The sequence below is a fragment of the Streptomyces sp. NPDC048392 genome (genome assembly GCF_043200575.1).
Taxonomy (GTDB): domain Bacteria; phylum Actinomycetota; class Actinomycetes; order Streptomycetales; family Streptomycetaceae; genus Streptomyces.
In genome coordinates this window covers 24036-40411 of record NZ_JBICYB010000022.1, presented here as the reverse complement: position 1 = coordinate 40411, position 16376 = coordinate 24036, and the positions used below count along the sequence as shown (strand labels likewise).

The 16376-nt window shown below is 72.1% G+C and carries 16 protein-coding genes; 8 read left to right on the top strand and 8 right to left on the bottom strand.

Annotation, left to right across the window (positions count from 1 at the left end; translation table 11 throughout):
- Positions 1–427 precede the first annotated feature (427 nt).
- Positions 428–1024 (top strand): suppressor of fused domain protein, encoded by a 597-nt coding sequence (locus tag ACGFYH_RS25650; protein ID WP_393805518.1) that lies wholly within the window; start codon positions 428–430, stop codon positions 1022–1024.
- Positions 1025–1139: 115 nt separating this feature from the next.
- Here ACGFYH_RS25650 and ACGFYH_RS25645 read toward each other — a convergent pair whose 3' ends face one another.
- Positions 1140–2363: an MFS transporter gene (locus ACGFYH_RS25645; RefSeq protein WP_393805517.1), complete on the bottom strand. Its 1224-nt coding sequence runs from the start codon at positions 2361–2363 to the stop codon at positions 1140–1142.
- A gap of 192 nt (positions 2364–2555) precedes the next feature.
- Here ACGFYH_RS25645 and ACGFYH_RS25640 point away from each other — a divergent pair, with 192 nt between their 5' ends.
- The 3 genes from ACGFYH_RS25640 (at position 2556) to ACGFYH_RS25630 (ending at position 4836) form a co-directional block, all read left to right on the top strand.
- Entirely contained in the window at positions 2556–3206 is a 651-nt protein-coding gene (locus ACGFYH_RS25640; RefSeq protein ID WP_393805516.1) for a DUF6758 family protein, read from the top strand.
- 111 nt (positions 3207–3317) lie between these two features.
- Positions 3318–4175, top strand: coding sequence for a PHP domain-containing protein (locus ACGFYH_RS25635; protein WP_393805515.1), 858 nt, complete (start codon positions 3318–3320; stop codon positions 4173–4175).
- A gap of 55 nt (positions 4176–4230) precedes the next feature.
- Entirely contained in the window at positions 4231–4836 is a 606-nt protein-coding gene (locus ACGFYH_RS25630) for a MarC family protein (protein WP_393805514.1), read from the top strand.
- Between the two features lie 66 nt (positions 4837–4902).
- Here ACGFYH_RS25630 and ACGFYH_RS25625 read toward each other — a convergent pair whose 3' ends face one another.
- Positions 4903–5055 carry a hypothetical protein gene (locus ACGFYH_RS25625; RefSeq protein WP_393805513.1) on the bottom strand — a complete coding sequence of 51 codons (153 nt, stop codon included), beginning with the start codon at positions 5053–5055 and terminating at the stop codon, positions 4903–4905.
- Between the two features lie 235 nt (positions 5056–5290).
- Here ACGFYH_RS25625 and ACGFYH_RS25620 point away from each other — a divergent pair, with 235 nt between their 5' ends.
- Entirely contained in the window at positions 5291–6196 is a 906-nt protein-coding gene (locus tag ACGFYH_RS25620; protein ID WP_393805578.1) for an NYN domain-containing protein, read from the top strand.
- Here the strand turns inward: ACGFYH_RS25620 and ACGFYH_RS25615 are convergent.
- The gene (locus ACGFYH_RS25615; RefSeq protein ID WP_393805512.1) at positions 6193–7077 is read right to left on the bottom strand and encodes an alpha/beta fold hydrolase; all 885 of its coding nucleotides are present in this window, start codon (positions 7075–7077) and stop codon (positions 6193–6195) included. The genes ACGFYH_RS25620 and ACGFYH_RS25615 overlap by 4 nt on opposite strands.
- Before the next feature lie 196 nt (positions 7078–7273).
- Entirely contained in the window at positions 7274–9760 is a 2487-nt protein-coding gene (locus ACGFYH_RS25610) for a DEAD/DEAH box helicase (protein ID WP_393805511.1), read from the bottom strand.
- A 491-nt stretch (positions 9761–10251) separates the two neighbouring features.
- Here ACGFYH_RS25610 and ACGFYH_RS25605 point away from each other — a divergent pair, with 491 nt between their 5' ends.
- Entirely contained in the window at positions 10252–11025 is a 774-nt protein-coding gene (locus ACGFYH_RS25605; RefSeq protein ID WP_393805510.1) for a ferritin-like domain-containing protein, read from the top strand.
- Between the two features lie 131 nt (positions 11026–11156).
- Here the strand turns inward: ACGFYH_RS25605 and ACGFYH_RS25600 are convergent, their stop codons facing one another.
- The 4 genes from ACGFYH_RS25600 to ACGFYH_RS25585 all read right to left on the bottom strand — a co-directional run bounded on the left by ACGFYH_RS25600 (position 11157) and on the right by ACGFYH_RS25585 (position 13309).
- Positions 11157–11426, bottom strand: coding sequence for a hypothetical protein (locus tag ACGFYH_RS25600; protein ID WP_393805509.1), 270 nt, complete (start codon positions 11424–11426; stop codon positions 11157–11159).
- Positions 11427–11701: 275 nt separating this feature from the next.
- Positions 11702–11929, bottom strand: coding sequence for a DUF3107 domain-containing protein (locus tag ACGFYH_RS25595; RefSeq protein ID WP_007444428.1), 228 nt, complete (start codon positions 11927–11929; stop codon positions 11702–11704).
- Between the two features lie 168 nt (positions 11930–12097).
- Positions 12098–12739, bottom strand: a complete 642-nt coding sequence (locus tag ACGFYH_RS25590) for a TetR/AcrR family transcriptional regulator (RefSeq protein WP_393805508.1) — start codon at positions 12737–12739, stop codon at positions 12098–12100.
- Positions 12740–13087: 348 nt separating this feature from the next.
- Entirely contained in the window at positions 13088–13309 is a 222-nt protein-coding gene (locus tag ACGFYH_RS25585; protein WP_393805507.1) for a hypothetical protein, read from the bottom strand.
- A 211-nt stretch (positions 13310–13520) separates the two neighbouring features.
- On the opposite strand from ACGFYH_RS25585, the gene ACGFYH_RS25580 reads away from it, so the two are divergent.
- Both ACGFYH_RS25580 and ACGFYH_RS25575 read left to right on the top strand, forming a co-directional pair.
- Positions 13521–14576, top strand: coding sequence for an alpha/beta fold hydrolase (locus ACGFYH_RS25580; RefSeq protein ID WP_393805506.1), 1056 nt, complete (start codon positions 13521–13523; stop codon positions 14574–14576).
- 8 nt (positions 14577–14584) lie between these two features.
- Positions 14585–16306 (top strand): DUF3152 domain-containing protein, encoded by a 1722-nt coding sequence (locus ACGFYH_RS25575; RefSeq protein ID WP_393805505.1) that lies wholly within the window; start codon positions 14585–14587, stop codon positions 16304–16306.
- Positions 16307–16376: the final 70 nt, after the last annotated feature.

The window sequence follows — 16376 nt, the reverse complement described above, 5'->3', positions numbered from 1 at the left end:
ACCGCACCGTCGCGGTGGCCGACTTCGCTGCTGATTCAGCTGCTGATACGGATCGACGCAGGCCGCGTCGATGGATCGGATCAGGCAAAAGATCAGGCAGTACGAGACGAAGTGCTCTTCCGTGTAAAGCGCGCGGACGAAAAGCGGCAGCGGGAAGACCCGGGAACCGCTGCGTCAGCGGCCGGAAGAGCGGGTGGTACTGCACGGTCGACTTCGGTCCATGCCGCCCACCTCCTCCGGCCGGTCCCTCGTGAGGGACGATCCATTCCCCTTGTTTGGAGGGGTTCCCCGTAGGGGAGTGTTCACAGCGTCGGGGGCTTGATCGCGACGCGCTGCGTGCTGCCCCGAACCGCTGGGTCAGAGTACCAGTCGCCCGACGTGTCAAGGCGCCGCTTTGCCGCGTACTGGCGAGTTCTATGCTCGCCGCATGGCTGATGTTCTTCCTCTGGTCGAGGCCCGGTTGCGCAGCGCGCTGGGCGAGCCGGACGCCCGCGCGGCGGTCACCTTCCTCGGCACCGACCGCATCGAGGTGCTGCGTTTCCCCGCCGGCGGTCAGGAGGGCGACGTCGTCCGCTACGCCACCCTCGGCATGTCGGCGCAGCCCATGGCGGACCCCACGGCCGCGCTCGCCGACCCGGTCAAGGGCCCTCGTGCCGAGCTGGTGCTCTCCGTGCGGGCCGGGGTGGCCGACACCGGCAGGGTGCTGCGTCCCCTCGCCGTACTGGCCGCTTCCCCGCAGGTCGAGGGCGTGATCGTGGCGCCGGGCGCCTCTCTCGACGTGGGCGAGGCGCTGTGGCCCGGGGCCCCGTTCACCTCGGTGCTGGTGGCCGAGCCGGGCGGCCTGGTCGAGGACCTGGAGCTGGACGCCCCGCTGGAGGCCGTGCGGTTCCTGCCGCTGCTGCCGATGACACCGAACGAGGCCGCCTGGAAGCGCGTGCACGGTGCGCCGGCGCTCCAGGAGCGCTGGCTGACCCACGGGACGGACCTGCGCGATCCGTCCCGCAGGTCCGTCCCGCTGGAGTGACGCAACGCACCCGTCCTGTCTCGTCAGTCGGCGAAACACGCGCCCTGTCTCGTCAGTCGTCGAAACACGCTAGTCCCGTCCCGTTCAGCCGGAGAAAAACGCCCGTCCCGCCCCGTCAGTCGGCGAAGACCGTGACCGAGTCCTCGGCCGCGTGCCGCGGCTCCAGTTCCTCGGCTTCGTGGGTGAGCGCGCGGCGCCGCACGACGACCACGACCGCGCCGAGCACGGCGCTCACCGCGGCCACCACGAACGGGACGTGGACGTCGGTCCACTCCTCGATCCTCGGCGCGAAGTAGGGAGCGGCCGCCGCGGCGAACCAGCGCACGAAGTTGTAGCCCGCGCTCGCCACCGGACGCGGCGCGTCCGAGACCCCGAGGGCCAGCTCGGTGTAGACGGTGTTGTTCACGCCGATGAAGGCGCCGGACAGGACCGTGCAGACGATCGCCGCGGAGTGGTTGCCGTAGCCGAGGACCAGGACGTCGGCCGCGAGCAGCACCAGCGAGCCGCCGAGCACCTTCAGCGAGCCGAAGCGCTTCTGCATGCGTGGCGCGACCAGGACCGAGAAGACGGCGAGCAGCACGCCCCAGGCGAAGAACACGGCGCCGGACCAGTACGGGCTCATGTTCAGCACGAACGGCGTGAAGGCCAGCACCGTGAAGAACGTGTAGTTGTAGAAGAACGCCGAGACCGCGGCGGAGGCGAGGCCACCGTGGCCCAGTGCCCTGACCGGGTCGAGCAGCGATGTCTTGCGGGCCGGTGTCGGCTGCTCCCTCAGGAACGCCGTGATGCACAGGAAGCCGATCGCCATCAGGAAGGCCGTGCCGAAGAACGGGTAGCGCCAGCTGGCGTCGCCGAGCAGCGCGCCCAGTAGCGGGCCGCAGGCCATGCCGAGGCCGAGGGCGGACTCGTAGAGCAGGATCGCGGCGGAGCTGCCACCGGCGGCCGCGCCGACGATGACCGCGAGGGCCGTCGAGACGAACAGAGCGTTGCCCAGGCCCCAGCCGGCCCGGTAGCCGACGAGCTGGCCGACGGTGTCGGAGGTGCCGGCGAGGCCCGCGAAGACCACGACGAAGGCCAGGCCGAGGAGCAGGGTCCTGCGGCCGCCGATGCGGCTGGAGACGAAGCCGGTGATCAGCATCGCCAGGGCGGTGATGAGGAAGTACGAGGTGAACAGGAGGGAGACCTGGCCGGCGTCGGCGTCCAGGCCCTTGGCGATGGACGGAAGGATCGGGTCGACGAGCCCGATGCCCATGAAGGCCACGACGGACGCGCCCGCGGTCGCCCACACGGCCTTGGGCTGCCGCAGGATACCGCCCGCACCCGCGTCGAAGGGGTCCATGCCTGCTCTCCAATGCCGACGAGATGGTCCACGAATGGTTGGTGTATGCACATAGTAAGTTAGCTTCGCTAATTAATGCAACATGCACCGGATTCGCCGGTCATCGTCCGGTCATCGTCCGGTCGGCGCCCTTCCGCCCGGATGGGTGATCGTCCTTGACGTGGGGGAGCGAGGGTAGGACCGTGGGGCTCTATGAGGGGCGAACCCAGTTGCCCGAAGTGTGGTGGCCGGGTCAGGGCTCCCGGCCTCTTCGCCGATTCCTGGCAGTGCGACCTGCACGGCACCGTGCACCCGCTGCAGCCCGTACTCCCGCCCAGCGTGGAGGCGCTCGGCGTGGTGGTGCACCGCACCCAGGTGCCGGTGTGGATGCCCTGGCCGCTGCCGGTCGGCTGGCTGTTCACCGGCGTGGCCTGCGCGGGCGACGACCGCAGCGGCGGCAGGGCCACCGCCGTCGCCTGTTCCGGACCCGGCCCGCTCGGCGGCATCGGTGAGCTGATCCTGGTGGCCGAGGAGCTCGGTGTCGGCCTCGGCGCGCGGTACGCGGGCCTCGACGGCCCGGACCCCGGGCCGTACCTGGACGTCGAGAAGCCGCCCCAGGCCAAGGTCCTGGCCGCGGGCCGTCCGACCCCTCTCTGGCACGTCTCCGGCGGCCCGGTCGACCGCGCAGTCTTCGCCGGGGAGGCCCTCGGGATGTGGCTGTGGGCCGTGGTGTGGCCGGAGCGGTCGGGGCTGCTGATGTACGAGGAACTGGTGCTGACCGACCTGCGGGACGCGGGGGCCGAGGTGGACCTGGTGCCGTGCGGGGCGCTGTCGCCTCGGCTGATCGATCCGTCGGCGCCGTAGTCGGCGGGACGCGTAGGGGGCGCAGGGTCGCTGCGGGTGTGACGGCGGGGGTCGGGTTCCGGTTACCCTTGAGCGTCCCCTTCCGTCCCGTCACCGCTTGGAGTCAGCGTCGTGCGCATCGATCTGCACACCCACTCCACCGCGTCCGACGGCACGGACACCCCGGCCCAGCTGGTGCGCAAGGCGGCCGCGGCCGGTCTTGACGTCGTCGCGCTGACCGACCACGACACCACCCGCGGGCACGCCGAGGCCGTCGCCGCACTGCCCGAGGGGCTGACCCTCGTCACCGGCGCCGAACTCTCCTGCCGTCTCGACGGCGTCAGCATGCACATGCTGGCCTATCTCTTCGACCCCGAGGAGCCCGCCCTGCTCGCCGAGCGCGAACTGGTCCGGGACGACCGCGTGCCGCGGGCCCGGGGCATGGTCGCCCGGCTCAACGAGCTGGGCGTGCCCGTCACCTGGGAGCAGGTCGCCGGGATCGCGGGGGACGGATCGGTCGGCCGGCCGCACGTGGCCTCCGCACTCGTGGAACTCGGTGTCGTGCCGACCGTGAGCGACGCCTTCACACAGGACTGGCTGGCCGACGGCGGCCGGGCCTTCGTGGCGAAGCACGAGACCGACCCCTTCGAGGCGGTCCGGCTGATCAAGGGCGCGGGCGGGGTCGCCGTGTTCGCGCACCCGGCCGCCGCCAAGCGGGGCCGTACGGTGCCCGATGCCGCGATCGCGGACCTGGCCGCCGCCGGGCTCGACGGCATCGAGGTCGACCACATGGACCACGACGCGGACACCCGGGTGCGGCTGCGCGGGACGGCGAAGGAGCTGGGGCTCCTGGTGACCGGCTCCAGCGACTACCACGGCAGCCGCAAGACCTGCGTGCTCGGCGAGTACACGACGGACCCCGAGGTGTACGGGGAAATCACGCGACGGGCGTTCGGGGCGTTCCCCGTGCCGGGGGCCGGCGGGGCCTGAACCTCACCTCCCGCGCGTCCACCTTCCACTCTCCCGCAAGGCCAGTAGCTCACCCATGTTCGACGTCGCCGTCTTCGGCTCCCTGTTCCTGACCCTTTTCGTCATCATGGATCCCCCCGGGATCACTCCGATCTTCCTCGCGCTGACCTCGGGCCGCCCCGCCAAGGTGCAGAAGCGGATGGCCCTCCAGGCCGTCTGCGTCGCCGGTGGCGTGATCACGGTGTTCGGTCTGCTCGGGCACCAGATCCTGGACTACCTGCACGTGTCCGTGCCCGCCCTGATGATCGCGGGTGGGCTGCTGCTCCTGCTGATCGCGCTCGACCTGCTCACCGGCAAGACCGACGAGCCGCAACAGACCAAGGACGTCAACGTCGCACTCGTACCGCTGGGCATGCCGCTGCTCGCCGGGCCCGGGGCGATCGTGTCGGTCATCCTTGCCGTGCAGAAGGCGGGCAGCGTGACCACGCAGATCTCGGTGTGGGCGGCGATCCTCGCCATCCACGTGGTGCTCTGGCTGGTGATGCGGTACTCGCTGCTGATCATCCGGATCATCAAGGACGGAGGTGTGGTCCTGGTGACCCGCCTCGCCGGCATGATGCTCTCCGCGATCGCCGTGCAGCAGATCATCAACGGCGTCACGCAGGTGATCCAGGGCGCGTGAGCACGAGAACAGGGCCCCCGCACGGTAGTCCGTGCGGGGGCCCTGAGCGTGTGTGAAGAGTCCGCCCTACAAGGCCGAGGTGTCGGCGGGGCGGATCCACAGGCGCTGCCCGATGGCGGCGGCCTGCTGAACGATGCCGTTCACGGAGGCTGCGTCCACGACAGTCGTGTCCACGGGGGTCCCGTCGACATCGTCGAGTCGCATGACTTCGAAGCGCATGGCCTCTCCCTTGATCTGGTCATCCTCCTGCGGAGAACTACTGGTGTGGCTCCTGGGTCGTCGGTGCCCGGGCTTCCGTCATGGTCAACGGGGTGCCCTCTGCAAACATTCCCTACGCTAAGGAAATTTTTCGCTCGACTAATTACTGACAGGTAAGTCGCTTGTTACGAGTGGATAGGTGTCTGTTACAAGACTGACCGGGACCGGTTGTGTTCGCAGCGTGACCGCCGGAAGAATGGAGGTGATGAACGACGACCTCGCCTCCCTGAACGCTCGCATCGATCGCACGAACGAGCTGCTCCAGCGCATGCTCGCCGAGGTGGCGAAGACACCCTCGACCCACGCGATCTTCGTCGACGCCGGTTACCTGTACGCGGCGGCGGGGCGGCTGGTGGCCGGGACCGAGGACCGCCGGGCCTTCGACCTGGACGCCGGGGGACTCATCGAGGCGCTCATCGACAAGGCGCGCACCATCTTCGCGGACAGCCGTCTGCTGCGCGTGTACTGGTACGACGGCGCCCGCCGCCGCATCCACACCGCCGAGCAGCAGTCCATCGCCGAGCTGCCGGACGTCAAGGTGCGGCTGGGCAATCTCAACGCCAACAACCAGCAGAAGGGCGTCGACTCCCTCATCCGCTCCGACCTGGAGTCCCTCGCCCGGCACCGCGCCATCAGCGACGCGGCCCTGCTCGGCGGGGACGAGGACCTGGTCTCCGCGGTCGAGGCCGCCCAGGGGTACGGCGCCCGCGTCCACCTGTGGGGCATCGAGGCCCCCGAAGGCCGCAACCAGGCCGAGCCGCTGCTCTGGGAGGTCGACAGCCAGCGCACCTTCGACCTCGACTTCTTCAAGCCGTACGTCTCCCGGCGCACGGCCCATGCCTTCGAGGCGACGGGTGTCACCCGTCCGGCCCGTGAGGACGTCCGCTTCGTGGGCGCGCAGATCGCGGCGAAGTGGCTGGCGGCGCGGGGGCGCGCGGCACTGGTGGAACTGCTCCCCGGCCACCCCTACCTCCCCGGCTCGGTCGACCAGGATCTGCTGGTGGAGGCGGAGGGGCTGCTCCAGTACTCGCTGCGCGGCCAGGCCGATCTGCGGCGGGCGCTGCGGGACGGCTTCTGGGAGCACTTGCGGGCCCAGTACTAGGTGTTCTGTCCGGGGAGGTCGTCCCAGAAGTCGGCGAGGGCGCGGGCGGTCGGCAGAGGCTGGTCGGTGTTGGGGGAGTGCTCGGCGCCGGAGACGACCGTCCGGCGCGCTTCCAGCCGTACGGCCATCTCGTCCAGGAGGGGTACGGGCCAGGTGTCGTCGTAGGCGCCCGACAGCACGTGGTACGGCAGCCGTACGGCGGCGAGCTCGGCGACGCGGTCCGGCTCCGTGCACAACTGCCGTCCGGTGGCGAGCAGTTGAGCGGGCCTGGTGCCCAGCCAGCGGTCGCGCAGCCGTTCCGGGTCCTCCGGGCCGTGGGCGGGAGCCGGGGCGCCGGCCTCCTCGGGCGGTCCCATGGCCTGCATCACCTTCCAGACCTCCGCCATCGTCATCGTGCCGAGCGCGTCCCGCAGGAGCTTCACGCGCTGCCGCTGCGACTCCGAGATGCGCGCCGGACCCGAGGAGATCAGCGTGAGGGACAGGAACGGCGCGTGGTCGAGCAGGACGGCGGCCCGCGCGATCTGGCCGCCCAGGGAGTGCCCGACGAGATGCACACGCGTCCCGAGGGCCGCGACCTGCGCGAGCACGTCCCGGGCCAGCTCGGTCCGGGCGTACCCGGCTTCGTCGTGCTCGGGCCCGTCCGACTCGTACTGCCCCCGTCCGTCCACCGCGACCGTGCGGTACCCGCGCGCCGCGAGGGGCTGGTGCAGCAGCGTGAAGTCCTCCTTGCTCCCCGTGAACCCGGGCAGCATCATCACCACGCCCTTCGGCTCCGCCCCGCCGGCCACGGGTGAGTCGACGACGGCGAACTCACCACGCGCGGTACGCAGCCGATACGCACGTGCGTCCGGGGGTGGGCCGAAGGCGGCGTTCCTGCTCACGGGCAGAGGCTATCGGGAGGGACGGGACGAGGCTGGGGCGGCTGGGCTGTGCGGGGTGGGCCGGGGAGGGCGGGACGGCCGGTCGGCTCGCCGGTGTACGGCCGCTGTCGCCGTACTCCGGGTGTCACGACGCCGTCGGCCCGGCCCCGCGTGGGTCGGGGGGCCGGGCCGGCGGTCGTTGGCTGAGCGGCGCGGGTCAGCTTTCGCCGGACTCCGCGGGCTGCGCGGCCACGGCCGTCTTGCGGGCGCGACGCGCCTTCGGCTTCGCCTCCGCCGTGTCGGCGGCCTCGGCGGGCGCCTCGACGGCGGCCGCGGCCTTACGCGCCCGACGCCGCGGTGCGGCCGCTTCCGGCTCCTGCGAGGCCTGAGCCGGAATCTCGGCGGTCGCCTCGGCGGCCTTCCTGGTGCGGCGTGCCTTCGGCTTCGCCTCCGCCTCCACCGCGTCCGGTACGGCTTCCGCCTTCGCGGTGGCCGTCCTCCGGGTGCGGCGGGGCTTGGACTCGGTTTCCGGAGCCTGCACGGCCGTCTCGGTGGCCTTGCGGGTGCGGCGGCGGGGTTTGGCTTCGGCCTCAGCCTCCGTGCCCTCGGCGGTGTCGGCGGCGGCCTCTGCCTTGGCGGTGGCCGTCTTGCGGGTACGGCGGGGCTTGGCCTCGGCCGCTTCCGGCACCTGCGCCGTCTGCGCCGGGACGTCGGCCGCGGTCTCGGTGACCTCGGCGGTCTCGGCGGTCTTGCGGGTGCGGCGGCGGGGTTTGGCCTCCGCGGCCTCGGCGGTGCCGGCGGCGGCCTCTGCCCTGGCGGTGGCCGCCTTGCGCGTACGGCGCTTCGGTTCCGTCTCCATCGGCTCGGACGCGGGCTCGGGCGCCCCCTCCGCCGTGTCGACCGTCACCTCGGCGGCCGTGGTCCTGCGAGTGCGGCGACGCGGCTTCTCGGCGGGCGCCTCGGCCGCCGCGGCCTCCACGACCGCCGGGGCCTCCACGACCGCCGCTGTGGCGGTGGCCGCCGGTGTCGCGGCAGGAGCGGCCTCCAGCGGGGCGGCCGGGGCCTCCTCCGCCGGCTTGCGGGTGCGTCGGCGACGCGACTTCGCCGGGGCCTCCACGACCTCCGTGGCCTCCGCGGGACCGGTGACCGGGGCCTCGGAAGCAGCGAGCGCGGTGTCCTCGGCGGCCTGCGCCGCGGGGGCGCCGGCCGTCGTGGCCGTCTCCGGACGGCGCGACGCCTCACCGTTGCGCGTACGGCGTCGACGGCGCAGCGTGCGGGAGCCCTGGGCCGCGTCGGTGCTCGCGTCGGCGGCGCCGTCCGCGCCGCCGGTCACGGCCTCGGCCGCGGTGGTGGAGGTGGAGGTCTCCGCGTCCACCGGCGCACCGCCGCGCAACCGACGGCGGCGACGCGGCTCCGTACGGGACGAACGGTCGTGGTCGCGCTCGCCGGAACGCGAGTCGTCGCGGCCACCCCGACCACCCCGGTCGCCGCGCGCGCGGCCACCGCGGCCGCCCGGCTCGCCCAGGTCCTCGAGCACCTCCGCGTCGAGCCCGGCGCGGGTGCGCTCCGCACGCGGCAGCACGCCCTTGGTGCCCCCGGGGATGCCGAGGTCGCTGTACAGGTGCGGGGAGGTGGAGTACGTCTCCGGCGGGTCGCTGAAGCCCAGGTCCAGCGCCTTGTTGATCAGGTTCCAGCGGGGGATGTCGTCCCAGTCGACCAGTGTGATCGCCGTACCCTTGGCGCCCGCGCGGCCGGTACGGCCGATGCGGTGCAGGTACGTCTTCTCCTCTTCGGGCGACTGGTAGTTGATGACGTGCGTCACGCCTTCGACGTCGATGCCGCGGGCCGCGACGTCGGTGCAGACGAGCACGTCCACCTTGCCGTTGCGGAAGGCGCGCAGGGCCTGCTCGCGGGCGCCCTGGCCGAGGTCGCCGTGAACCGCGCCGGAGGCGAAGCCGCGCTGCTTGAGCTGGTCGGCCAGGTCGGCCGCCGTGCGCTTGGTGCGGCAGAAGACCATGACCAGTCCCCGGCCGTCGGCCTGCAGTATGCGCGCCACCATCTCGGGCTTGTCCATGTTGTGCGCGCGGTAGATGAACTGCTTCGTGTTCGCGACCGTCGCGCCCGCGTCGTCCGGCGACGTGGCGGAGATGTGCGTGGGCTGCGACATGTAACGGCGGGCCAGTCCGATGACCGCGCCCGGCATGGTGGCCGAGAACAGCATGGTCTGGCGCTTGACCGGAAGCATGTTGATGATCTTCTCGACGTCGGGCAGAAAGCCCAGGTCGAGCATCTCGTCGGCCTCGTCGAGGACCAGGCACTTGACGTGCTTGAGGCTCAGCTTCTTCTGGCCCGCCAGGTCCAGCAGACGGCCCGGGGTGCCCACGATCACGTCGACGCCCTTTTTCAGGGCCTCCACCTGCGGCTCGTAGGCACGGCCGCCGTAGATCGCCGTGACGCGCACGTTGCGGACCTTGCCGGCCGTCAGGAGGTCGTTGGTGACCTGCTGGCAAAGCTCGCGCGTCGGGACGACGACGAGGGCCTGCGGGGCGTCGGTCAGGGCCTCGGGCGCTGCGCGGCCCGCCTCGACGTCGGCGGGCACGGTCACGCGCTCGAGGAGCGGTAGACCGAAGCCCAGCGTCTTGCCGGTGCCGGTCTTGGCCTGGCCGATGACGTCCGTGCCCGACAGGGCCACGGGGAGCGTCATCTCCTGGATGGGGAAGGGAGCGATGATGCCGACGGCTTCGAGGGCTTCGGCGGTCTCGGGGAGGATCCCGAGGGATCGGAACGTCGTAGTCAGGGTGCTGCCTCTTCTGTGTACGTGGTGCGAGGCGAGCGCGCGGGTCGTGCCGGACCGTGTCGGGGACGTCGGCTGCCTTACGGGTGAGCCGTAGGACACGGGACCTCTGTCGACGCTCCAGCGCTCGTACCACTGAGGGTCCCCCTCCGGATGCGTACGCGGCGTGGCGTACGGCAGGGAGGGCTGTCGGGTCGGAGCCGATCGGGCCACCGACCGGGCATCCTCATGCGTGCGGCCCGACGACGATGTGACGTACCCGTACGTCACATACTCCGCAGGCGCCTTACCACCATACCCCGGATTCGCGCACACGCGATGGCCGATTTGCTCACGTAGCCGTCGTCACACTGACTGACCAGGGCCTTACCGCCGCCGAATAGCGGGCTATTGTGCGCTGCATGACGAGCTCTGACAAGCCTGGCACCGCCGCAGCCGCCCCCTCCGGAACCACCGAGACCGCCGGAACCGATGGCGCCACCACGGTCGCCGCCCGGGACTGGGCGACGGCCGCGGCCGACCCGCAGTACCGCGCCGCGGTCGTGGACCTGCTCGGCGCGCTCGCGTACGGCGAGCTGGCGGCGTTCGAGCGGCTCGCGGAGGACGCCAAGCTGGCGCCCACGCTGGCGGACAAGGCGGAGCTGGCGAAGATGGCGTCCGCGGAGTTCCACCACTTCGAGCGGCTGCGCGACCGGCTGGCCGAGATCGGCGAGGAGCCGACGGGGGCCATGGAGCCGTTCGTCGCCGCCTACGACGCCTTCCACAAGCAGACCGACCCCTCCGACTGGCTGGAGGGGCTCGTCAAGGCCTACGTCGGCGACTCCATCGCCAGCGACTTCTACCGCGAGGTCGCCGCCCGCCTCGACACGGACACCCGCGAGCTGGTCCTCGCCGTGCTCGACGACACCGGGCACGCCGGTTTCGCCGTGGAGAAGGTGCGTGCGGCGATCGACGCCGATCCCCGCGTGGGCGGGCGGCTCGCGCTGTGGGCGCGGCGGCTGATGGGGGAGGCGCTCTCGCAGTCCCAGCGGGTGGTTGCCGACCGGGACGCGCTGTCGACGATGCTCGTGGGCGGGGTCGCGGACGGATTCGACCTGGCCGAGGTCGGCAGGATGTTCTCCCGGATCACCGAAGCGCACACCAAGCGGATGGCGGCACTGGGGCTGGCCGCCTGATCTCCGTCGGTGCCGGTCTTCGCCGACGCGGTCTCCATTGGCGGGAACTCAGTCGACGCGATCCGCGTCCGTACGGTCGCCGGCGGTGCGACCTGCGGGTGTGTGGCCGCGGTCGGTACCGTGGCTGCCGGTCAGGCGGTCGCCGAGCTGCGACGGAGTCTTCCCGCGGGGCGCAGCAGCAGCGACAGCGAGGCCGCGGAGAACGTCACCGAGCCCAGGAGCACCAGTACGAGCCCTCCGGCGTCCAGCGCGGTGTGCGTGACGAACGCCCCGAAGAGGGCTCCGGCCGCCCCGGTCGGCAGGACCAGGAGGGGAGCGGGCAGGCGGTGGGGCAGACGACGAGCGGCGGCCCATGCCAGGGTGAGGCCGAGGATTGCGGCGCTGAGCGCTTCCAAGAGCATGTCGAGGTCCCTCCCACATGGCCGGCCTGCCCCAAACGGTCACAGCCGACTTACCCCTGACCTGCGGAATGCAATCCTCCCTCTGTGGGTGAACTGTGCTCCGCCCGTGAACGGGAAGACGGCGGGCGGGGAAGACGGCTGCGGCCCGGCGCGGTGGGGAGACGGCAGGCGGGGAAGACGGGTGCGGCCCGGCGCGGTGGGAAGACGGGTGGGGCCCGGCGGTGCATCACCGCCGGGCCCCACCCGTTCTTCGTCCGTCGTCCCGCGTCCGCCGGCTACAGCGCGCCGAAGCCCACCTTCCGCGGGGCCGGCTCACCGATCTCGACGTAGGCGAGACGGTCGGCCGGCACCAGGACCTTGCGGCCGTGTTCGTCCACGAGGCTCAGCAGCTGCGACTTGCCGGCCAGTGCCTCACCCACCACGCGCTCGACCTCTTCGGCGCTCTGACCGCTCTCCAGAACGATCTCGCGGGGCGCGTGCTGCACGCCGATCTTGACCTCCACGGCTATGTCCCTCCGACGGTCAGTGAAGTGCGCGATCTTCCGCGCCGTACCCAGCACACATTAGCCCGGTGAGGGGACGTACACGCTGCGTCGGAGAACGCCAGGAGCGAACAGCCGACGGGAGCGCATTCTCGCCGTGCGCCCCCGCCGCCCGTCGCGCCGTGTCGGTCAGTGCTGCTCGGTGCCGTGCAGCGGGAAGCCGGCGATGCCCCGCCAGGCCAGCGAGGTGAGCAGCTGGACCGCCTGGTCGCGGGGCACGCTGCGGTCGCTGTGCAGCCAGGAACGCGCCACCACCTGGGCGAGGCCGCCCAGGCCGGAGGCCAGCAGCATCGACTCGGCGCGCGAGAGACCCGTGTCCTCGGCGATGACTTCGCAGATCGCCTCGGCGCACTCGTTCGTGACCTTGTCCACGCGCTCGCGCACGGCGGGCTCGTTGGTCAGGTCCGACTCGAAGACCAGGCGGAAGGCGCCGCCGTCGTCCTCGACGTAGGCGAAGTACGCGTCCATCGTCGCCCGGACGCGCTGCTTGTTGTCGGTGGTCGACGCGAGCGCGCTCCGCACGGACTGGATCAGCGCCTCGCAGTGCTGGTCCAGCAGGGCGAGGTAGAGGTCGAGCTTGCCCGGGAAGTGCTGGTAGAGCACCGGCTTGCTGACACCGGCGCGCTCGGCGATGTCGTCCATCGCGGCCGCGTGGTAGCCCTGGGCCACGAACACTTCCTGTGCGGCGCCCAGCAGCTGGTTGCGTCGGGCTCGGCGGGGAAGGCGTGTGCCCCGCGGGCGTACCGCCTCTGTCTGCTCGATGGCTGTCACGCCGCCTCCCATAGTCGTCCTCGTGCGGTGTGCGCCGCGTCGTCATCGTACTTTTCGGTAACCGTGGTGTGTGTGCTGCGAGCGCAGAATTTCACGGACCGGACGGTGGCGATAGCCGCCCAACAGGTTTCAAAAGGGTCCAGGCCGGGCAGAGGCTGACCTTCCTTCTGCTCGGCAGAGCCTCTCCGCCGCCTCGTGGCGCCGTGACTCGGACTTCGTCTCAGCGGTTCCGCGTCAGCCGCTCCGTGTCGGAGATTCTGGTCTCAACGGTGGTGGTCTCATCTGTGGTCGTCTCTCCCGGTGATGCCTCTCCCGGTGGTTGCCTGGGTGGTGGTCGTGGTGGTCGCCTCAGCGGTAGTCGTCCTCGTCGTGCGAGACCACCCGGGCCTGTTCGGCGAGGTCCGCCTCGTTGGCGCGGTCCGCTTCGACGCCGGTCAGCGGCTCGTCGCGAGCCTGCCCGATCTCCGCCCGCTGCTCGGCCGTGTCGGCGTCGGGCGCCTCGACGTCGCGCTCCTCCGGGTCCGGTGCCTCGTCGTCGAAGGTCTCGGGGTCGGTCGGGTCGACGGTCATGCTGGGCTCCCTTCCTATGAACGTCCCTGGGATGCAGGGGCCACACGGGTGCCCACTTCACGAGCGTAGGAGACACCCGATCCGGACGCCACGCGTCGCCGACGCCCGGCCCCGCGCTGTCGGCATGCGTACCCAGTCGTGGCGCCGCCGCAGCCCAGCCTGTGACGGCGAACACATGAACCACTGCGTGATCGTCTCGTAACATTGCCGCATGCCTTCGACCGAGCCGCCGTCCGTGCCGCCCGCCAACGTGCTGCCGAAGGTCGCGGCCGTCAAGGTCGCGGGCGGGGAGCGGCTCAGGCCGGTCCACCTTCCCGGCGTCACCCTGTCGGTGCGGTCGAGACCGCCCGCCCGCGAAGGACTGCCGCCTGCGCTCTACGTCCACGGCCTCGGCGGCTCCTCGCAGAACTGGTCCGCGCTCATGCCGCTGCTGGACGGCGTCGTCCACAGCGAGGCGCTCGACCTGCCGGGCTTCGGCGACTCCCCGCCACCGGACGACGGCGACTACTCGATCACGGGCCACGCGCGCGCGGTCATCCGTTACCTCGACGCCTCCGGGCGCGGCCCCGTGCACCTCTTCGGCAACTCGCTCGGCGGTGCCGTCGTCACCCGCGCCGCCGCTGTGCGGCCCGACCTGGTGCGGACGCTGACCCTCGTATCGCCCGCGCTGCCGGAGATCCGCGTGCAGCGCAGCGCCGTGCCGACGGGGCTGCTGGCGGTGCCGGGGGTGGCGGCGCTCTTCACGCGGCTCACCCGGGAGTGGACCGCGGAGCAGCGGGTGCGCGGCGTGACGGCGCTCTGCTACGGCGACCCCGGGAGCGTGAGCGAGGAGGGCTTCCGCAACGCCGTCGAGGAGATGGAACGGCGCCTGCGGCTGCCGTACTTCTGGGACGCGATGGCGCGTTCCGCGCGCGGAATCGTCAACGCGTACACGCTGGGCGGCCAGCACGCGCTGTGGCGTCAGGCCGAACGGGTTCTCGCACCCACGCTCCTGGTCTACGGTGGACGGGACCAACTCGTCGGCTACCGCATGGCCCAGCGTGCCGCCCGGGCCTTCCGCGACTCCCGGCTGCTCACCCTGCCGGACGCGGGCCACGTGGCGATGATGGAGTACCCGGAGACCGTGGCCACGGCGTTCCGTGAACTCCTCGCGGACACCGCGGACACCGCTCTCGCGAACACCGCGGCTACCGGGAAGCCGGCGGTCGGCGAGAGGACCGACGGGGTCGTCGACGACGAGCCCGCCAACCAGACCACAGGAGGCTGAGGCACGACGTGGGACGCCACAGCCGCCGCGGACCCGCACCGAAGGCCGAGGCCGCGGACGCCGCCGCAACACGCGAGAACCGGCCCGGACGGCCGGACCGCCGCCAGGCCGGGACCTCGCGAGGACCGCAGACACCGCCGACGAATGACAGGTCCGGTGCCGCGCCCGGCGGGGCGCCGGGTGCTGCCCCCGATAGCGACCAGGAGTACGCGAGCCCGCGCCCCGGCCCAGGTGCAAGATTGCCGGACGGCACGCCGGCCCACGGGTTTCCGACGGTCTCCGGCGGGACGCCCGCGCATGATCTTCCGGGCGTCCCGGACGGTACGCCGGGGCGGGGATTCCCGCGGACGGCGGACGGTTCGCCCGCGCAGGGCGTCCCGAGGGTTCCCGGCGGTACGCCCGCCGGCGGGGCCCCCAGGTTCCCCGGCGGCACCCCGGCGCACGGTGTGCCGCGGGTCCGGGGCGGCCACCCCGAGCAACGCGAAGCCGGTGGCGGCTGGGGCGACTTGAGCGGGCGGCCCGGTACCGGGGGCGGGCCGGCGGGGAGCCCACGCACCGACGCCCCCGAGTCCTTCGCACCGTCCGGGCGGTCTGCCCGGTCCGGGCCCTCTGCTCCGTCCGGGGCCCCCGGGGCTTCCGCGCCACCCGGTCGGTCCGCGAGGCCCGGCCTGCCTTTCCCACGACAGCGGCAGGCGCCTCCGGGAGGGCCGCGGCAGGACTACCTGGACGCCTTCGGCGGGAACGACGATGCCTTCGCGGCCCGCCCCCCGCGTCACACCTCCGACGTGGTGCAGCCCGCCGACCCGTATGCCTCCGTCACCGACTGGAGCGACGGCCACGGGGACGGGGGCGGCGGCGTCCATGCCGATGCCGGTCCGGACGCGGACGACCAGCCGCCCACGGGTGAACCGGCGCCGGTCAAGGGCGGCAAGGGCCGGACCTTCACCGGCATCGCGGCGGCCGCCGTCACCACCGTGCTGGCTGTCGTCGTGGCCGGTCAGGTCACCGACGGTCCGGACGGGGACGGTGTGCGTTCGCAGTCCGCCACCGGCCAGGCCCGGGACGTCCACGACTCCGCGTCGCGGGCCGACGAACGTCCGGCGCCCTCCGCGTCGGGAGCCGCGGCGCCGCTGACGTACGAGCAGAAGATGGGCAAGACGTACCCGCTCAGTGCCACGCTCAAGGCCTCGGGCACGTTCGACGCGGTCCCGGGCATAGCCAAGGCGCCCGGAAGGGGACAGAAGTACACCTACCGCGTGGACGTCGAGCAGGGGCTCGGTCTCGACGGCGAACTCTTCGCCGAGGCCGTGCAGATGACGCTCAACGACGACCGGAGCTGGGCCCACGACGGCGCCCGCACCTTCGAGCGCATCCACTCGGGGCAGCCCGATTTCGTGATCACGCTGGCCAGCCCCGGCACCACCGCCGAGTGGTGCGCCAAGTCCGGCCTTGACACCACCGAGGACAACGTGTCCTGCGACTCGGCCGCCACCGAACGCGTGATGATCAACGCGTACCGGTGGGCGCAGGGCGCCGAGCCGTACGGCGACGCGATCTACGCGTACCGGCAGATGCTGATCAATCACGAGATCGGCCACCGCATCGGCTTCAACCACGTCACCTGCGACAAGGACGGCGAACTGGCCCCGGTCATGCAGCAACAGACGAAGTTCGTCGATCACGACGGAATCGACTGCCGTCCCAACCCTTGGGCTTACCCGAACGGTTGACCGGTCCGCCGACCCGGCGCAGGCCAGCCCGGCCCTGGGCCGCCCAGCCCAGCCCGGGGCCGCCCGGCTC

Excerpts from the sequence above, each read along its gene's own strand:
- ACGFYH_RS25650 (WP_393805518.1), top strand. The coding sequence starts at position 428 with ATGGCTGATGTTCTTCCTCTGGTCGAGGCCCGGTTGCGCAGCGCGCTG.
- ACGFYH_RS25645 (WP_393805517.1), bottom strand. The coding sequence starts at position 2,363 with ATGGACCCCTTCGACGCGGGTGCGGGCGGTATCCTGCGGCAGCCCAAG.
- ACGFYH_RS25640 (WP_393805516.1), top strand. The coding sequence starts at position 2,556 with ATGAGGGGCGAACCCAGTTGCCCGAAGTGTGGTGGCCGGGTCAGGGCT.
- ACGFYH_RS25630 (WP_393805514.1), top strand. The coding sequence starts at position 4,231 with ATGTTCGACGTCGCCGTCTTCGGCTCCCTGTTCCTGACCCTTTTCGTC.
- ACGFYH_RS25625 (WP_393805513.1), bottom strand. The coding sequence starts at position 5,055 with ATGCGCTTCGAAGTCATGCGACTCGACGATGTCGACGGGACCCCCGTG.
- ACGFYH_RS25620 (WP_393805578.1), top strand. The coding sequence starts at position 5,291 with ATGGAGGTGATGAACGACGACCTCGCCTCCCTGAACGCTCGCATCGAT.
- ACGFYH_RS25610 (WP_393805511.1), bottom strand. The coding sequence starts at position 9,760 with ATGACGCTCCCCGTGGCCCTGTCGGGCACGGACGTCATCGGCCAGGCC.
- ACGFYH_RS25605 (WP_393805510.1), top strand. The coding sequence starts at position 10,252 with ATGACGAGCTCTGACAAGCCTGGCACCGCCGCAGCCGCCCCCTCCGGA.
- ACGFYH_RS25600 (WP_393805509.1), bottom strand. The coding sequence starts at position 11,426 with ATGCTCTTGGAAGCGCTCAGCGCCGCAATCCTCGGCCTCACCCTGGCA.
- ACGFYH_RS25585 (WP_393805507.1), bottom strand. The coding sequence starts at position 13,309 with ATGACCGTCGACCCGACCGACCCCGAGACCTTCGACGACGAGGCACCG.
- ACGFYH_RS25580 (WP_393805506.1), top strand. The coding sequence starts at position 13,521 with ATGCCTTCGACCGAGCCGCCGTCCGTGCCGCCCGCCAACGTGCTGCCG.